Origin of the sequence: Pseudomonas neustonica, from assembly GCF_003797945.1 — a bacterium.
GTDB lineage: Bacteria > Pseudomonadota > Gammaproteobacteria > Pseudomonadales > Pseudomonadaceae > Halopseudomonas > Halopseudomonas neustonica.
In genome coordinates this window covers 1-16,049 of the sequence record NZ_RKKU01000044.1, presented here as the reverse complement: position 1 = coordinate 16,049, position 16,049 = coordinate 1, and the positions used below count along the sequence as shown (strand labels likewise).

General features: G+C 51.6%; 13 protein-coding genes. 3 read left to right on the top strand and 10 right to left on the bottom strand.

All coding sequences use genetic code 11. The features are described from left to right. Positions 1 to 446: 446 nt before the first annotated feature. A complete protein-coding gene (locus EF096_RS19490; RefSeq protein WP_123891414.1) occupies positions 447 to 629 on the top strand; it encodes a hypothetical protein in 183 nt (60 codons plus the stop codon). A gap of 213 nt (positions 630 to 842) precedes the next feature. Here the strand turns inward: EF096_RS19490 and EF096_RS19485 are convergent, their stop codons facing one another. The 9 genes from EF096_RS19485 to EF096_RS20500 all read right to left on the bottom strand — a co-directional run bounded on the left by EF096_RS19485 (position 843) and on the right by EF096_RS20500 (position 11,833). Beyond that, entirely contained in the window at positions 843 to 1,199 is a 357-nt protein-coding gene (locus tag EF096_RS19485) for a copper-binding protein (protein ID WP_123891413.1), read from the bottom strand. After that, positions 1,196 to 4,351, bottom strand: a complete 3,156-nt coding sequence (locus tag EF096_RS19480; RefSeq protein WP_123891412.1) for an efflux RND transporter permease subunit — start codon at positions 4,349 to 4,351, stop codon at positions 1,196 to 1,198. The genes EF096_RS19485 and EF096_RS19480 overlap by 4 nt, the downstream gene beginning before the upstream one ends. Then, on the bottom strand, positions 4,348 to 5,805 hold the full coding sequence (locus EF096_RS19475) for an efflux RND transporter periplasmic adaptor subunit (RefSeq protein WP_123891411.1): 1,458 nt from the start codon (positions 5,803 to 5,805) through the stop codon (positions 4,348 to 4,350). The genes EF096_RS19480 and EF096_RS19475 overlap by 4 nt, the downstream gene beginning before the upstream one ends. Further along, positions 5,802 to 7,055 carry a TolC family protein gene (locus tag EF096_RS19470; RefSeq protein WP_123891410.1) on the bottom strand — a complete coding sequence of 418 codons (1,254 nt, stop codon included), beginning with the start codon at positions 7,053 to 7,055 and terminating at the stop codon, positions 5,802 to 5,804. The genes EF096_RS19475 and EF096_RS19470 overlap by 4 nt, the downstream gene beginning before the upstream one ends. A 609-nt stretch (positions 7,056 to 7,664) precedes the next feature. Further along, positions 7,665 to 8,438, bottom strand: coding sequence for a c-type cytochrome (locus EF096_RS19465; protein WP_123891409.1), 774 nt, complete (start codon positions 8,436 to 8,438; stop codon positions 7,665 to 7,667). 9 nt (positions 8,439 to 8,447) lie between these two features. Beyond that, entirely contained in the window at positions 8,448 to 9,407 is a 960-nt protein-coding gene (locus EF096_RS19460; protein ID WP_123891408.1) for a copper resistance protein B, read from the bottom strand. After that, positions 9,397 to 9,690 carry a hypothetical protein gene (locus EF096_RS19455; protein WP_123891407.1) on the bottom strand — a complete coding sequence of 98 codons (294 nt, stop codon included), beginning with the start codon at positions 9,688 to 9,690 and terminating at the stop codon, positions 9,397 to 9,399. Before EF096_RS19455 ends, EF096_RS19460 begins: the two co-directional genes overlap by 11 nt. A gap of 12 nt (positions 9,691 to 9,702) precedes the next feature. Continuing rightward, on the bottom strand, positions 9,703 to 11,469 hold the full coding sequence (locus EF096_RS19450; RefSeq protein ID WP_123891406.1) for a copper resistance system multicopper oxidase: 1,767 nt from the start codon (positions 11,467 to 11,469) through the stop codon (positions 9,703 to 9,705). 223 nt (positions 11,470 to 11,692) lie between these two features. After that, positions 11,693 to 11,833: a co-regulatory protein PtrA N-terminal domain-containing protein gene (locus EF096_RS20500; RefSeq protein WP_177412497.1), complete on the bottom strand. Its 141-nt coding sequence runs from the start codon at positions 11,831 to 11,833 to the stop codon at positions 11,693 to 11,695. 186 nt (positions 11,834 to 12,019) lie between these two features. On the opposite strand from EF096_RS20500, the gene EF096_RS19445 reads away from it, so the two are divergent. After that, complete coding sequence (locus tag EF096_RS19445; protein ID WP_123891405.1) at positions 12,020 to 12,703, top strand: heavy metal response regulator transcription factor; 684 nt, start codon at positions 12,020 to 12,022, stop codon at positions 12,701 to 12,703. Beyond that, a complete protein-coding gene (locus EF096_RS19440; protein ID WP_123891404.1) occupies positions 12,700 to 14,088 on the top strand; it encodes a heavy metal sensor histidine kinase in 1,389 nt (462 codons plus the stop codon). The genes EF096_RS19445 and EF096_RS19440 overlap by 4 nt, the downstream gene beginning before the upstream one ends. A 191-nt stretch (positions 14,089 to 14,279) precedes the next feature. On the opposite strand, the gene EF096_RS19435 is transcribed toward EF096_RS19440, so the two are convergent. Beyond that, entirely contained in the window at positions 14,280 to 15,572 is a 1,293-nt protein-coding gene (locus EF096_RS19435; RefSeq protein ID WP_123891403.1) for an ATP-grasp domain-containing protein, read from the bottom strand. Between the last annotated feature and the right edge of the window lie 477 nt (positions 15,573 to 16,049).

Below are 16,049 nucleotides of genomic sequence, written 5' to 3'. Positions count from 1 at the left end.
AGGATGTTGGCGATTACCTGATGGGGTATTACAACCAGCAACGGCCTCATACGTTCAACGGTGGTATATCGCCGGTAGTAGCCGAAGAAAAACTTATAATACTGTCCGGGATCAGTTGACCACTACATCATGCCCATCATTATATTGCCGCCCATGTGCTGGTGCTCAGACTTTTTAGCCTATTCTGCCGCTGCGGATACTGCTGCAGTGGTGCCGGTTGCCAATAGGGCGAACAACACAATGTTGAAGGCCACTTTACGCATCACTGTTCTGCTACTCAATCAGAATTTTTTACGCTGGTCAGTTAGGCCTCAAGCGCTGTTTGCTGCTCATATTTCTGTCCCATTCCATATCTCATGCGTACCACAATCATTGATAAATAGGTCAAGAAGAGTAATAGGCCAGGCAGGAAACCGAGGAATAGTTGCTTGTTAAGGTTCAGCAGTATGAAGCTGAACCTAGTCACTGCTATTCCTGTCGTCTGGAATTTTTTATTACAACTTCTCGACTGTTTCTATACAAATTCATATAAAACACTTAATTATTTCATCGCTGCCTTTTATTTGGCTATCAGCAAGGGCCGCCCTTCACCCTATAGGGGCTTTGGTGCGGCACCTGGCGCCTCATGATGGAAGGCGCTTGTACATCAGCTCATAATCGCTGCCGTCTTCGACGAGCGGGGTAATTACTTTGGAAAACTTGTTCATTAGACACCTCTCTTTTGGGAGTGCTATTTAGCTTGACGGTTTGAACCTGACGATAAGCTGTGAGGTACTTACTATTGTGTAATGCCTAGGCGGCATGGCTACCTTTTCCATGGGGTTGATAGCCATGAACCCAGTTTAACGTTGTTTGATCGACGTGATGATTGAGTTCATCCCTTCTGAGGTGAATTCAAACTCGATCTCGTCGCCTTCCTTGAGGCCTTGAAGCTGCTCAGACGTTGCCTTGAAATCCATGGTCATAGGAGGCCATTCAAGCTCTGGTACGGCCCCGTGGGCGATGGTGACAGAACCTCCATTCTGTTTGATCTTGCGCACGGTACCTGTTGCCTTCGCGCTCTGCGTAGAGGTATGCGTTTGCTCCATCTGCATATTGTCCATGGGCATGCTGTGTTTCATTTCCATGCCTTTCATTTCTTCAGCGAAGGCTGCCGGCGTCAGTGCCAGAGTAAGAACTAGTGCCAGTTTGGTTTTCATAATGAATCTCCAGTTTGTGGTTTGGTTTGCTTAATGGACCGGCGTCTCATCAGCAGATAAGCTGCCGGTAGTACAAATAGGGACAGAAGCGGTGCGGTAATCATGCCGCCGACCATTGGCGCTGCGATGCGGCTCATGATTTCACTACCGGTACCGCTGCCAAGCAGGATTGGTAGCAAGCCCGCGATGATGACTGCTACGGTCATCGCCTTGGGCCTCACGCGTTGTACGGCGCCCTCGCGAATCGCTTCCAGGAGTGCCGGTCTGTCCGCACGTCCTGCATTCACGCGCTCGCTCCAGGCATTAGTCAGGTATAGGAGCATGATGACGCCGAATTCGGCCGACACTCCTGCCAGCGCAATGAATCCGACGCCAGTTGCTACCGACAGGTTGTAGTCAAGCAGGTAAAGGAACCAGACACCGCCAGTCAGAGCGAATGGAAGCGTCGCCATTATCAGCAAAGCTTCGCTGAACCTGTTGAAAATGAGGTACAGCAACACAAAAATGATTAGTAGCGTAGCTGGTACAACCATCTTCAGTTTGGCATTGGCGCGCTCCATGAACTCGAACTGTCCGGAATAACTAATGCTCATGCCTGATTCCAAGGACACTTCGCTGTCGATTCTGGTACGCAGGTCGTTCACCACCGCAGCCATGTCGCGATCGCGCACGTCTATATAGACCCATCCGGTGAGTCGAGCATTTTCGCTCTTGAGCATTGGTGGGCCATCCGTGACTTTGATTTGAGCCACCGTTCCCAAAGTGATTTGACTTCCCTCGGGAGTGTAGATCGGCAGATTGCGCAAGTCGGTCAATGAATCACGCCATTCGCGCGGGTAGCGCAAACTGATGGGGTAACGAGCGAGCCCCTCTACGGTTTCGCCAATGGTGGCGCCTCCGACTGCACCGGCCACAATGGACTGCACCTCAGAAATATTCAGCCCGTAACGTGCAGCCGTACTGCGGTCAATGTCGACGTCGATATAGCGCCCACCGGTTAGTCTCTCGGCCACAGCCGAACTTACGCCGGGAACCGTCTTGGCTATGCGCTCGATCGCTTGGCTGGTCTTGTCAATTTGTACCAGGTCCGAGCCGTAAACCTTGACCCCGATCGGACTCTTGATGCCGGTGGCCAGCATATCGATACGATTGCGGATAGGCGGTATCCACAGGTTGGCCAGTCCAGGGACCTGTACCGCATTATCGAGTTCCTTTACCAGCTTTTCAGGCGTCATTCCCGGGCGCCATTGGTCCCGGGGCTTGAACTGGATAGTTGTTTCGAACATGGTCAGCGGTGCCGGATCGGTCGCTGTGTCGGCACGACCCGCCTTGCCGAAAACGCGTTTTACTTCAGGCACGCTTTTAATCATGCGGTCGGTCTGCTGCAGAAGTTCCGATGCTTTTTGAACAGACAGACCGGGTAACGCCGTTGGCATGTACAACAGGTCACCTTCATCTAGTGGCGGCAGGAACTCTCCACCCAGTCGGGAGATAGGCCAGAGTGCCGTCAGAAAAATTACGAATGCGATCACGACGGTGGTTTTGGGCCAGCGAAGTACTGCTTCGAGAGCCGGTTGATATATCCAAATCAGCCCACGATTGATTGGATTGCGATGCTCGTCGGGGATCTTTCCGCGGATCCAATAGCCCATTAGTACCGGAACCAAGGTGACCGACAGCCCTGCGGCTGCAGCCATGGCATAGGTCTTGGTGAAGGCTAGTGGGCCGAACAACCGACCCTCTTGAGCTTCCAGGGTGAAAACCGGAATAAACGACAAGGTGATGATAAGCAGACTGAAGAACAGCGCTGGACCGACTTCGATCGCTGCATTGGTGATGACTTTCCAGTGCTCGGCGCCTTCAAGCTTCTTGTTCAGGTTTTTCTTGTGCCACGCTTCTATGTGTTTATGGGCATTCTCGATCATCACAATCGCAGCATCGACCATGGCCCCGATTGCGATCGCAATTCCCCCCAGGGACATGATGTTGGCGTTGACCCCTTGCCGCTGCATGATGATGAATGCGATCAGGATACCCACTGGCAAAGAGACAATTGCTACCAGCGATGAACGCAGGTGCCAGAGGAACAGCGCGCACACCAGCGCAACGACAATAAACTCTTCCAGAAGCTTGAAGCTGAGGTTGGAAACGGCGCTATCAATCAGCTTGCTGCGGTCATAGGTAGTGACTACCTCAACTCCATCAGGCAGGCTCTTTTTCAGATCTTCAAGCTTGGACCGCACTGCGGTGATGGTTTCGCGAGCATTTTTTCCGCTGCGTAATATCACTACGCCACCGACTACCTCGCCTTCGCCGTCCAGTTCGGCAATCCCCCGACGCATCTCCGGGCCCAGCTGAATATTCGCGACATCGCCAAGTGTTATCGGTGTGCCGGTAGCGCTCAAGCCCAGCGGAATGGTACGAAAATCCTTCAGTGACGAGAGATAGCCCGAGGCGCGAACCATGAATTCGGTTTCGGCGAGCTCCAACACGCTTCCGCCCGTCTCTTGGTTGGCCTCTTCAACCGCTTGCCTGATCTGCTGCTGAGTTATTTGTTGATTGGCCATCCGTAGCGGATCCAGCACCACCTGGTACTGCTTGACCATGCCGCCGATTGGCGCGACCTCTGCAACATTTGGGAGGGTTTTTAGCTCGTACCGCAGGAACCAATCCTGCAGCGACCGCAATTGAGCAAGGTCGTGTTGGCCGGTGCGATCCACCAGAGCATACTGATAGATCCAGCCCACCCCGGTGGCGTCAGGGCCCAACGCTGGCGCAGCGCCTTCGGGAAGTCGGCTCTGCACCTGGCTGAGGTACTCGAGCACCCGCGAGCGCGCCCAATACAGGTCCGTGCCGTCCTCGAACAGAACATAAACATAGCTGTCGCCGAAAAATGAATAACCGCGCACTGTCTTTGCTCCGGGAACCGAGAGCATGGTAGTCGCCAGCGGGTAGGTCACCTGATTTTCAACAATCTGCGGGGCCTGTCCGGCATAGGGTGTGCGGATGATGACCTGAACGTCGGACAGGTCAGGCAGCGCATCAACGGCGGTGTTCTGGATCGACCATATACCCCAGGCAACCGAAAATAGCGTCGCCAGCAATACCAGAAATCGGTTGGCGACGGACCATCTAATGATGTTGGCAATCATGGCTGGTCTCCGAGCTGCTCGATCCGCTCGATAACAAGGCCTTCATCGCTTTCGCTTACACCTACCCGTACCCGGTTACCTTCTTTAAGTCCTTTCAGCAGCACCGGGTCTGCGATCGGAAATGCCATCGTCATGCCCGGCATGTTCAATGTCTTGAATGGACCGTGAGACAAATTGACCTTGTCATCTTCTATGCCCACGATGGTGCCCTCGGCCTCGTGCAATGTGGGCGCGGTGTTTACTGGCGATTGCTCTGGTTTGGTGGTCAGTCCGCGCAGACTGGCTTCGGAATCGAGCAGGAACTGCCCGGACGCAACCACGCGCTGGCCTTCGTCAAGTCCCGACAACACTTCTGACTTGAAATCGGTTTCGCGGCCGACCCTGACTTCTACGGGCCTGAACCTGCCTTCATCCTCGGAGAGCATAACAAGCGTGCGCCGACCTGTTCTGATTAGTGCTTCAGTGGGTACCACCAGGGCTACCTCTTCATCACGGCTCAAGGTCACGTCTGCGGTCATGCCGGGGCGCAGGAGTTGATCGGGGTTGGGTAGCACGACTCGAACCCGAACGGTTCGGCTTTCCAGGTTGGCTTGGGGTAAGATCGCCTCAATCACCGCGCCCAAGATTTCGCCCGGGTAGGCAGGCAGTATGGCCTCGACCTTTTGCCCGACCTTCAGGTTGCTCACCTGCGCTTCTGGGACGGCAACGTCCAGCCAGACTTTTTCCAGGCCGTTGATGCGGGCAAGGGACGCGCCAGCAGGTAGAGTCATACCCTCACGGACATCAAGTGAGCGAAGTACACCGCTGATAGGGCTGGTAATGGTCCAGTTTGAGCTGGCCTTGCCGCTGCGTTCCAGCGCTGTAATGTGCTCGTCCGGCATGCCGGCAAGACGCAGGCGGTTACGAGCTGCAGCCAGCAACTGAGGCTCACCCATTCCACGCAATGCTAGATATTCCTCCTGTGCAGCCGACCATTCGGGAAAGAAAAGGTCGGCCAGCGGCGCATTTTCTGGTATCACGTCTTCCGGGGCCAGATCGTAAACTTTCTCGACAAATCCGGCGCTGCGTGTCTGCACAATGGCTACGTCACGTTCATCGTAGCCCAGCGTGCCTGACGCTTTGACGGTCTGGCTTATTGCTTCCCGGGTAACCGGTGTGACCCGCATTCCTAAATTCTGCGTCACTGAAGGGTCGATGAGCATGGAAGCACTTCCTGCCCCTTCTTCGGCATAACGAGGCACTAAGTCCATGTCCATGAACGGCGATGGGCCAGGCGCGTCAAAACGTTGCTGCGGATACATGGGATCGTACCAATACAGCACTTCTTTCTCGCTTTGATCGGCGGACTGAGCCTGGGCACTACTTGCGAACACGGTGATGCTTGTCACTGCAACGCTGGTTAAAAACATGGGTAGGCCGATCAGCAGAGCTAGCCGTTTGATTCGAAATGTCATGGCTGAGTGTCTCCTAAGGAAAAATGTAAGCGGGCATTAGTCAGCGAACGGTTACTGGCTAGATCGACAAGGCGCAGACGCATCTCTAACAGCTCCTCGCGTGCTGTGATCACGGCAGTTAGTTCACCTTTGCCTGAGCGGTAGTCGGCCATGGTCAGACGAACTTTTTCATCAGCTAGAGGCAACAGTGTCTCCTTGGTGCGATCTAGTGCCCGTTCCAGACGTCGGAGTTCAGCCAGGTCTGCTGACAGCTCCTGCCGGAGCTGTCGCAGCCGGTCCTGCCGCTCGGCTTCCAGCCCTTCCAATCGCGCGCGTTCAGCGCTTATCTTCGGATCTTGTCTGGATCCTGCGAAAACTGGCAGGTCGAAGCTGAGGTTGAGGCTGATCATGTCGCCAAAGCCGCGTCCTCTCTTCTGATAATCCACGCCCCAGGCCCAGTCCGACGTTTTTTCCGAAACGGCTTGTGCAATCTGGGCTTCGGCTCGACTTGTCATCGGGTCAAATTCCAGTAACTCAGGGTGGTGTGTGAAGTTATTAAGGTAAAGCTCAGGGCTGCTTGTCCATTCCGGCCAGCTGCCCTGCAGTGGCTGGGTTGCAGCCTCGCCGATCCATCGTCGGAGCTCCGCCCGGGCAACCGCTTTACTCCGGATCAAGACATCTTCCTGTTCAGCTAAGTACGCGGCTTCCTGTTTGGGTAATACGCTATCGCTCGACAGTCCACGAGCGCCGGCAATGTTTGCCTTGATCGCCTGAGCAAAAAGACGATTCTCGGTGTAGAGCTGGTCAAAAATGATCAGCTTGCGCTCGGCTGCCAGGGTTGTAATCCAGGCCTCGGCTGTCATCTGGCGGACCTTGATTCGCTCGACCCTTCGCTGTACCCGGGCCAATGCCACGGTGGCTTCGGCGGTTTCCACTCGTGCACGGCGTTTGGCGCGGTTAGGGACCTCTTGCATAACGCCGACCATCTGCATCGTCATCGCCTCTGCGCCCAATTGCAGTCTGGACTGACCTTCAATAGGGAGGTTCTGGACTCCAAGCTTCAGCCTGGGGTCCGGCAGCTCGCCCGCTGGCGTGACGAGGTTTTGGGCAGCTTGCAGGTTCGCGCTGCGCGCCCCTAGGGAAGGGGCTCCTTGCTCCGCTAGAGTGATCGCCTCCTCGAGCGTAAGTGCTGCTGATATGCCGGGAACTGCAGCCAAGCCAATAAACATGGCAGTGGCACATATGCGCACGCCGTGAATTCGGTGATTCATGTCTTCGATTCCGTTGATGTTCTAGCGCATGCCATAGGCATACCTTCACCGCCTGCTCCAGTCGATCAGGCGAAACTAGGGGGCAAAAACATCAGCTGCGAGGGGGGTGCCAGATAATATCAGGCGTGCGAGCCGGTACTCGAACAGGAAGGAGGGTGGGGTGGCGAGGGGGGAGCGCCAGCGAAACGGTTTTGTTGACCGCAAGTTGGAGTAAGCTGCTGGTTTTACATTCTTGCCCGTTTTCGCAGGCTGACTTGAGCGCGTCTGGATCACAACATTCATGCGCAGAAGCGTCCAACGCCGAAGTGTCGTCGTTGGACGCAATGGCCGAAAGGCTCATGGTATGACGAGTGTCAAGCGTCATGGTTTGCGCCGTCCCGCTGATAGGAAGCGCAAGAATCATAAGCAGAACGATAAATACATTTCGGCACGTCATAGTAGGCTTAAGATATTGGAAAGTTAAACGGATGCAGCCGGTTATGTCCTTTCCTCTCCTCCCTCGGGATAATGCAAGTAATGATATCAGAGCTCGCTGACACAAAACTGAGCTGAAGATTACATTTGCGTCAGTTTCAAGCTTCCGGTCTGTGAATGCTGCCCCAGAGCTATTCAATGAACATGCTGTTCGTCGTTTTCATGCATGTGTGTTTTCGGAGCTAGTTCAGGCTTGCCCTGCTCTACCTTTGAATCGCCCGCATGATGATCTGTATCTGTTGCCTCACCAGCATGATGGTTCGGCATGCTGCCAGCTTGAGGCATGCCAGAAGCGTGATGATCCGAATTACTTGATGGAGCAGCTGAATGGTGCCCACCAGGACTATTACCTTGCCCTTCATCCTTATGCATAGCAGTTTCACCGCCACCATGTTGATGGCCGCTGCTAGATGCAACAAGGGTTTGGTATTGGGTTTGATCCATTTCTGGCAGTTGCTCTAAAAACGCGACCATGCCCCATATATATGGATCGGCCATACTTTTACCCCAAGCAGGCATGCCAGTGGCTTTTATCCCGTGCTTGATAACCCAAAATGCCGCTGCGGGACCCTCTTCGATACTTTTTTCAGCGAGATTGGGAGGCGCGGGATACAAGGCTTTGCTGAGCTCCGTGTCAGCCATGCCAGGAGCCAAGTGACAGCCAACACACATAGAGTTGTAGTTGCCGGCACCAGCCTTAATCATTGCGGGATCATTGAGGTTAGGTACTTCGATAGCGTTGCTGCGGACCTCGATGGAACGGTCACGAGCCATGGCTAAAAACGAGTGAACAACTTTAAAGTGAGGGTCGTCAGCGCCTACATTTACGATGCCAAAATAGACAACAGCAGAGATGACGAAACCAGCAGCAACAGTGGCTGCGACGAGCGCTTTAATTGTGTTTTTCATATATTTCTCTTAAAACCACATCCGGATACCCGCAACGAAGCGAGCCTCATCAATATCAGCACCTTCAGCTCGGGCGTAATCTGACGTATTACCGTAAGAGCGATTCCACGACACGCCGATGTAGGGTGCAAACTGGCGAACGATTTCATAGCGCATACGCACGCCCAATTCAATGTTAGACAGCCCGGAGCCAACCCCTCGTTCAGGATCATTTTTGCCGTAGAAGTTCGCTTCCGCAGTCGGCTGTAATATCAAACGATTAGTTAACAATATGTCGTAGTCGCCTTCGAGCCTGGCAGCTGACTGCCCACCTTCGCCAATATATGCCGTTGCTTCAGCTTCAAAAGCATAGAGAGCCATGCCTTGAATTCCCAATGCGGCCCAGGTTTGCGGAGAACTCGGTTTAAAGTCTTGCCGAACACCCGCGACGACGTCCCACCATGGGCCTATGGAGTGCCCAAACAACGCCTGTATTTCGGCCTCTTCAGTCACGCCATTGGTGCGTTCCCCTTCCGAACGAAGCCAAAGACGATTTATATCTCCGCCAATCCAGCCTGAGGCATCCCATGACAAGGTACTGCCGTCATTTGCGTCTTGATATTCAAGCTGGTCAAGCAGGAAAAAACTATTGATCCCGCTTTCGTGCATATTACTGTGATCTGGTAGCCCTGAAAAAGCTGCCTCTCGGTCAGCATCAGTTAGTTCAGGGATTGGTGTCCTGCTGGTAGTGATCGGGTCGGCGGCTTGGGTATGGTTCATTTGGCTATGATCCATAATGCCGGTTTCAGGACCCTCGGGCATGGAACCCATTTTGCTGTGATCCATAGTGGGCATAGAATCATGTCCCATAGCGGCATGATCCATGGTCGAGTGGTCCATGGGCTCAGCAGCATAAGCCTTCACGCCATACGGGGCAGTCATGGACACCGCAAGAGCGATGACTGTAGCGGATGAGTATTTAGTGATCATGTTTAGCCTCCGCCTTACTGTCGTCGGCGTTTATATCAGCACCCATCATGTCATGCTCCATCGAACCGTGATCCATTCCGTCGTGGTTTATCGCTTCGAGCTCTATTGATTCGCCCTGCTGCAGATGGCTTTCCGCCAATGTCGGGTTGGCACTCGTTGATTGATGCGTTTTCGCCTCAGCTCTCGACTCGTCAGCAAATGCCAAAGGCACAGCGAATAGTGTGCTTAACCCGAAGGAAAGGGCGAAACCAATTAGAGCTTTACGTTGTATGGGTAGGTTCATCTGTTTAGTCCTCTACTCTTCGACACGCACTTCGCGGAACATGCCCATGTCCATATGTAGCAACAAATGGCAGTGATAAGCCCATCGACCTAGCGCATCTGCGGTAACGCGGTAGCTGCGTTTAGTCCCAGGCGGCATGTCAATCGTGTGTTTGCGGACTTTGAAGTTGCCGTTCTCATCTTCCAGATCGCTCCACATGCCGTGAAGATGGATGGGGTGCGTCATCATGGTGTCGTTTACCAAAATGATTCTTACGCGCTCGCCATATTTCAGGCGCACAGGTTCTGCATCTGCAAACGGAACACCGTCGAAAGACCAGGAAAATTTTTCCATATGTCCGGTAAGGTGCAACTCAATCGTGCGACTTGGCTTCCGGCCGTCGGGGTCTTCAAACGTGCTCTTAAGGTCAGCGTAAGTGAGTACTCTACGTCCATTTTCGCGCAAGCCAATGCCAGGATCGTCCAACTTAGGCGTGGGCATCATGGTTTGCATGTCGACCAGCGGGTTACCTTCCTCTGATGCGGGATGAGTCTGCATGCTGGCACCCATACCAGACATCGCAGAATGATCCATGCCTGCCATTTTGCTGTGATCCATTGTGCCCATGTCACCTTGCATGCTGCTGTGGTCCATACCACTCATGCCCGACATACCCCCATGGTCCATACCCATATCACTCATGGAAATCAAAGGCCGAGGATCTGTTTCGGGTACCGGAGCACTTAAGCCTTCGCGGATTGCTAAGGTGCCTCGCGCATAACCTGTGCGATCCATGGATTGTGCAAAAATGGTGTACGCCTCTTGATCTGAAACTTCGACTATTACGTCATACGTTTCAGCAACTGCAACACGTAACTCGTCGACGCTAACCGGATGAACGTGCTGCCCGTCGGAAGCAACGACAGTCATTTTTAGGCCAGGAATACGCACGTCGAAATAGCTCATTGCAGAGCCATTAATAAAGCGCAAACGAATTTTTTCACCTGGTTTGAAAAGCCCGGTCCAATTGCCATTGGGAGCGTGACCATTCATCAAATAGGTGTAAGTAAACGCACTGACGTCAGCAAGATCGGTAGGGCTCATCTTCATCTCAGCCCACATCTTTCGGTCTGCAAGCGTGGCAGACAAACCTTTCTCACCGACGTCATCGACGAAGTCACCGACGGTACGTTTGTGATAGTTGTAGTAATCGGACTGCTTCTTCAGCTTACTGAGAACTCTATCCGGATCTTCATCTGTCCAATCGCTGAGCATCACTACATAATCGCGATCATAGGCAAAGGGCTCAGGCTCAATGGCATCAATGATCAATGGGCCGTACACGCCAACCTGTTCCTGTAGTCCGGAATGGCTGTGATACCAATAGGTGCCGTTCTGATTGAGTTTAAACGTGTATTCGTATATGCCGTCGGGCGCTATGCCAGCAAAGCTTAGGCCGGGCACGCCATCCATATTTGCCGGCAAAATAATGCCGTGCCAATGAATCGACGTGTCTTCTTTGAGGCGATTTCGCACCCTTAAAGTGACGGTGTCGCCCTCGCGCCAACGCAAGATAGGCCCCGGCATAGAACCGTTGATAGTTTTAGCCAGCCTCGTTTTACCAGTGATGTTGACGGGTGTTTCGCCAATCACCAGATCAAACTGCGAGCCGGCCAGTACGTTCGGTTGGCCGGGACTAGTAAGAGCCCAAACCGGGGTACGCCACAAACCTAGGCCTCCGACAATACCAGCGGCGGTCAAGCCTTTAACGAAGGTTCGTCTTGAGGTTTTATAATGCATTCTGATAAGCCCCTTAAGCTTAGTAATCCGAGATTGAAATTTTAAAACCAGGTTGAATCAATCCGATCCGAGCGCATGAGTTTGATGCTATGGTTTGCGATCGCAAATTAATACTACGACCCTCATACCTACAAATTGCCACATTTCAACCTGTTGCTTGATTACATTTATGTCAGGTTGGCTGATAAATGTTGTACGAATATTTCTCTTGCTTGGTGCCTACTTATAGGCTTGCATCGCAATAGGCTTGCATCGCAGCTTTGTTCGCCGCATGCGCGCGATCAAAAATTCGGTCAGACCCGCCTTCTGCCATTGCCAATGAAGATACGCTGACAGCAGCAATTACTAGCAATACTTTGATCATTGAATTTCAAACCACCTTTTAATAAATAATCCTAACTAAGAATTAGTTAAGTTAAGCGTTGAGCTTGTAGCTACCTTAGCGGGTGACCCCTGTCAGGAAGCTGATCTCGAAATTACATTTATGTAAGCCTCTAGCTAGATGGCTTATTGATCTGCACACTAGGGCTACCCAGCAACAGGATTTCTCATGAAAATTTTAATCGCAGAAGATGAGCCAAAAATCGGTATTTATCTACAGCAAGGTCTTGTCGAGGCGGGGTTTAACGTTGCTCGTGTGATGACGGGAATAGATGCCCTGCAACTAGCGGTCACTGAGTCATTTGACTTATTGATTCTGGATGTAATGATGCCGGGATTAGATGGCTGGGAGGTGTTGCGCAGGATACGAGCGACGGGCAGAGATACTCCAGTATTATTCTTGACGGCGAGAGATGGTATCGATGATCGTGTAAAGGGTTTGGAATTGGGAGCCGATGACTACCTCATTAAACCTTTTGCTTTCGCTGAGCTACTCGCTCGAGTGAGGACTTTACTGCGCCGAGGGAATAGCTCGCCAGCACCCACTACGATGAGATTAGCTGACCTAGAGGTAGACCTCCTAAAACGTCGAGCAACCCGAAATGGTGCTCGAATTGATCTTACTGCAAAGGAATTCGCTTTGCTTGAGTTGCTATTGAGGCGGCAAGGGGAGATTTTATCTAAAGCGGTAATCGCCTCTCAAGTATGGGATATGAACTTCGATAGCGACACTAATGTTATAGAGGTTGCCATCCGGCGTTTGCGCGCAAAAATAGACGACGATTTTTCTCCAAAACTCATTCGCACTGCACGAGGTATGGGATACGTGCTCGACGTCCCGGAGCTAAAATGAGAAGACTTTCATTAACTACTCGCATGAGTTTGATGTTCATGTTAGGGGTTATTTCTGTTTTAATCGTTACAGGCTTAAGTTTTCATGCGCTGGCCAAACACCACTTTAAAAATTTAGATCGCCAAATACTGGAAGAAAAACTCGAATCCACCACAAAAGCGCTGACCACTACTCACAGTGAGCAGGACTTCATGAGCGCGCAACCACAACTACACACGTTACTCGGCGCGCATGCAGGACTTTCAGCATTCATTTTCAATAAAGAAGGCGTTGTCATTTTTACTGAGCCAAGTTTAGCTAAAGTACCTGTAAATCATGACATTGGTTCAGGTTCAGGCTTTTTCGAATGGACAGAGAGAGGTCATAAGTATCGGGGTATGGCATCTGTACTTCCAGAAGGAAGCCGGTCCTTCGCTGAATCAGCTCTATTAGTTCTTGATGTCACAAGCCACGAACACTTTTTTGAGAAGCTACAACACTGGTTTTGGATTGGATTGGTAGTAAGTGCTTTTGCTAGCGCATTGCTTGGTTGGATCGTTGCTCGCAGTGGCTTACGTCCTTTAAGGAAGGTGACACAAGTGGCGAGCGCTATGTCAGCAAGGTCGCTAAAAGAGCGAATTTCATTAGAGCGAGTTCCTCAAGAGCTTCAAGAGTTAGTTTTTTCGTTTAATGAGATGCTGGCCCGGCTTGATGATGCATTTGCCAGGCTATCAAATTTTTCTGCTGACATAGCTCACGAGCTGAGGACTCCCATCAGTAATTTAAAAACTCATACTGAAGTCGTCCTTAGCCAGGAACGAAAAATTGAGTCTTATCAGGATAATTTATATGCCAACCTTGACGACTTAAATAAAATATCACGCATAATTGACGATATGTTGTTTTTAGCTAAATCTGATAATGGCTTGATTATTCCACAGCAGGAAAATATTGAGTTAAACGCCTTGATTTGTAAGCTTGTTGAATACTATGAAGTTCTTGCAGAAGAATTAAAAATACAGTTTAAAGTCGCTGGACATGGGCATATTTTAGGCGACAAGCTGATGTTGAGTCGCGCCATTTCAAACTTGATTTCCAATGCGCTCAGGTACACCCCGGCACACAATATTATTTCTATAATTATAGCGACAGAATCTAGTTCCATTACGCTATCTGTAAAAAATCCGGGAGAGACTATTTCTCCAGAACATTTAGACCATTTATTTGATCGATTTTATCGTGCAGACCCTGCTCGCCGTGACGGAGATCCTAGCAATGCCGGGCTAGGCCTGGCGATTACGAGGTCAATAATTTCCGCGCACAATGGCGAAATTTGGTGCACGTCCAAGGAGAGTGCGACTGCTTTTCACCTGAGTTTTCCTAAGGCTGTCAGTCAGCAAGGTTGATTTCTCCGAGGTTTCTAGAGCTTCTCACGCTAACAATAAGCAGTTAATAGCCCCTAGTTTAGTAGACACCTCTAGGCCTTATAACCAAGGCTCCCATAGAGGGCTGCAAATACTGACGGGCCACTGAACCTTGGACGAGGTCAGATGATTCATTAGCATGACTTAGTATGCACTCAATGAAAGGTAAAAAATCACACCTGAAACACGGGTGCAAAGCCACCGCCAGGCGTGCGGAAGTTAGTGGTTTGGCCCTGGTATACCCGTGCAGCGATGAGCAAAGTTTTTCCGCCGTAGGTGTAAAGGCGAATATCGACTTTCCTAGTGGTTACAGTGCCGTCAACTCTCATGGCTCGTTCCCCCGCCGGGACGAATTTCTGCGCGATATAGTCGCCTTGCAAAATGTTGTCGAAAACACGCCGGGTCAACTTGTCGCCGCGGTATACGCCCTTGCTGCCATGGCCGGCAACCGGCTTGAAGAAAAGTTCACGCCGGGAACCCCACAGTTCCCCTGCGTCGCTTGCTGTAACCAGCCGGGTCTTGGGTATGGAGCTCTCCAGATATCGGGCTTGAACTTCGCTGAGTCCCCAGTCGCGAAGGGTCGAGGGGTCGGAGAGTAGGATAAGATTTCGTTTGTCGGCCATCAGTGCGTGCACACGGGGGTTTGGCGTTACCACCACTGCGCCGTCGACGTACGCACGTCTGAGCGCCTCATGAGCTGGGGCTTCCAGTGCGAAGTCCACTAGTCGGTTGTACACCATGTCGATGCGCTTTCCTTGTGCAACCAATGCACCATCGACATATTCAAGCTCCGATGGGTCCAATATCAGGGTATTAATTCCTCTGGCTTGAAGTTGCTGTCGGGCCAGTTGGAATTCAGTGAACATAAACTGGGTCTCCGGGGCTTCGTCCACGATGGCCATGCTTTTGGGCATCGAGTCAGCCCGTTGCCTTTGCCACTCCTGTCGAAACATATCGAACACAGCAGTCTCAAATCCATCCAGCGCCTGTGTGGTTGCTGCGGTCTGTTGAGATGGTTTACAGCATCGGTGTTGAGCCCGAGCTAGCACCGAGTTCAGAAATGCGCCGCCGGCATTGGTATTGATCTCGATCAGTTGAGGACCGTCTTTGCCCAAGTGAAAGTCATAGCCCATGAACGCCCCTATGGGACCTGGATCGAAGCCTGCAATTTCCGGCGCCCAGGACAGAACGCGTTCTCGATAGGACGAAAGCTCTGCGGTTGATTCGATCGCTTCAACGATTCGTTCCATCGCTTTGATGTCGGACTGGGGGACGAAGACCGGCGTGTTTGAAAAAAGCTGATGGAATTCAGGAGTGATCGACGGCACGTATCCAGCGGCTGCAAATTGATGTTCAAAGCTCTCTTTGAGGGCTGTACGATCAAGGGTTACGCAATAGCACTCGCGGTTTAGACGCTCCGAGTAGCTATCAACCGACTGTGTATTTTCCTGAGTTACATCTTTCATTTTAGACTCGTGGTTATAGTAGATTGTGCGATTCCTAGGCGCAGGAATATTTTGTTTTAAACAGGCCGCTCGTCCGGGATGGCTGTTAGCGGGACCACACTGCGTTATAGCAGAGAAATAGCCCATATTATGATGGATAGACTATTGAGATACTTTTTTCACCCTGGTTATTGTCGCCTAATAGTCGCGCTCAAGTTTGTTTTTCAAGTCGCCGTTCAGGTGCTGAAAAATTGCAGGGGTAGGTTTATGGCAACGCCTTCGAGCCAAACACTCTCACCGAAGACCATCGTCGGGATAATGATTCTTACCATTTTTCGGGCCATGTGTCTTCCTTGTATAAATGTTGGGTTGGGTTCTACCCCGTTACTGCGGACACTCTTGAAAAGAGGCACAATGTGCCAAAGGAGTGTTCATGTCCAAACGCAGAAAATACAGCCCTGAATTCAAGCGCGAAGCCATCGCGCTATCTCGCCAGCC

What these genes read in the sequence shown, in the direction of transcription:
- EF096_RS19490 (WP_123891414.1), top strand. Translation starts at nt 447, where the DNA reads ATGAAGCTGAACCTAGTCACTGCTATTCCTGTCGTCTGGAATTTTTTA.
- EF096_RS19485 (WP_123891413.1), bottom strand. Translation starts at nt 1,199, where the DNA reads ATGAAAACCAAACTGGCACTAGTTCTTACTCTGGCACTGACGCCGGCA.
- EF096_RS19480 (WP_123891412.1), bottom strand. Translation starts at nt 4,351, where the DNA reads ATGATTGCCAACATCATTAGATGGTCCGTCGCCAACCGATTTCTGGTA.
- EF096_RS19475 (WP_123891411.1), bottom strand. Translation starts at nt 5,805, where the DNA reads ATGACATTTCGAATCAAACGGCTAGCTCTGCTGATCGGCCTACCCATG.
- EF096_RS19470 (WP_123891410.1), bottom strand. Translation starts at nt 7,055, where the DNA reads ATGAATCACCGAATTCACGGCGTGCGCATATGTGCCACTGCCATGTTT.
- EF096_RS19465 (WP_123891409.1), bottom strand. Translation starts at nt 8,438, where the DNA reads ATGAAAAACACAATTAAAGCGCTCGTCGCAGCCACTGTTGCTGCTGGT.
- EF096_RS19460 (WP_123891408.1), bottom strand. Translation starts at nt 9,407, where the DNA reads ATGATCACTAAATACTCATCCGCTACAGTCATCGCTCTTGCGGTGTCC.
- EF096_RS19455 (WP_123891407.1), bottom strand. Translation starts at nt 9,690, where the DNA reads ATGAACCTACCCATACAACGTAAAGCTCTAATTGGTTTCGCCCTTTCC.
- EF096_RS19450 (WP_123891406.1), bottom strand. Translation starts at nt 11,469, where the DNA reads ATGCATTATAAAACCTCAAGACGAACCTTCGTTAAAGGCTTGACCGCC.
- EF096_RS20500 (WP_177412497.1), bottom strand. Translation starts at nt 11,833, where the DNA reads ATGATCAAAGTATTGCTAGTAATTGCTGCTGTCAGCGTATCTTCATTG.
- EF096_RS19445 (WP_123891405.1), top strand. Translation starts at nt 12,020, where the DNA reads ATGAAAATTTTAATCGCAGAAGATGAGCCAAAAATCGGTATTTATCTA.
- EF096_RS19440 (WP_123891404.1), top strand. Translation starts at nt 12,700, where the DNA reads ATGAGAAGACTTTCATTAACTACTCGCATGAGTTTGATGTTCATGTTA.
- EF096_RS19435 (WP_123891403.1), bottom strand. Translation starts at nt 15,572, where the DNA reads ATGAAAGATGTAACTCAGGAAAATACACAGTCGGTTGATAGCTACTCG.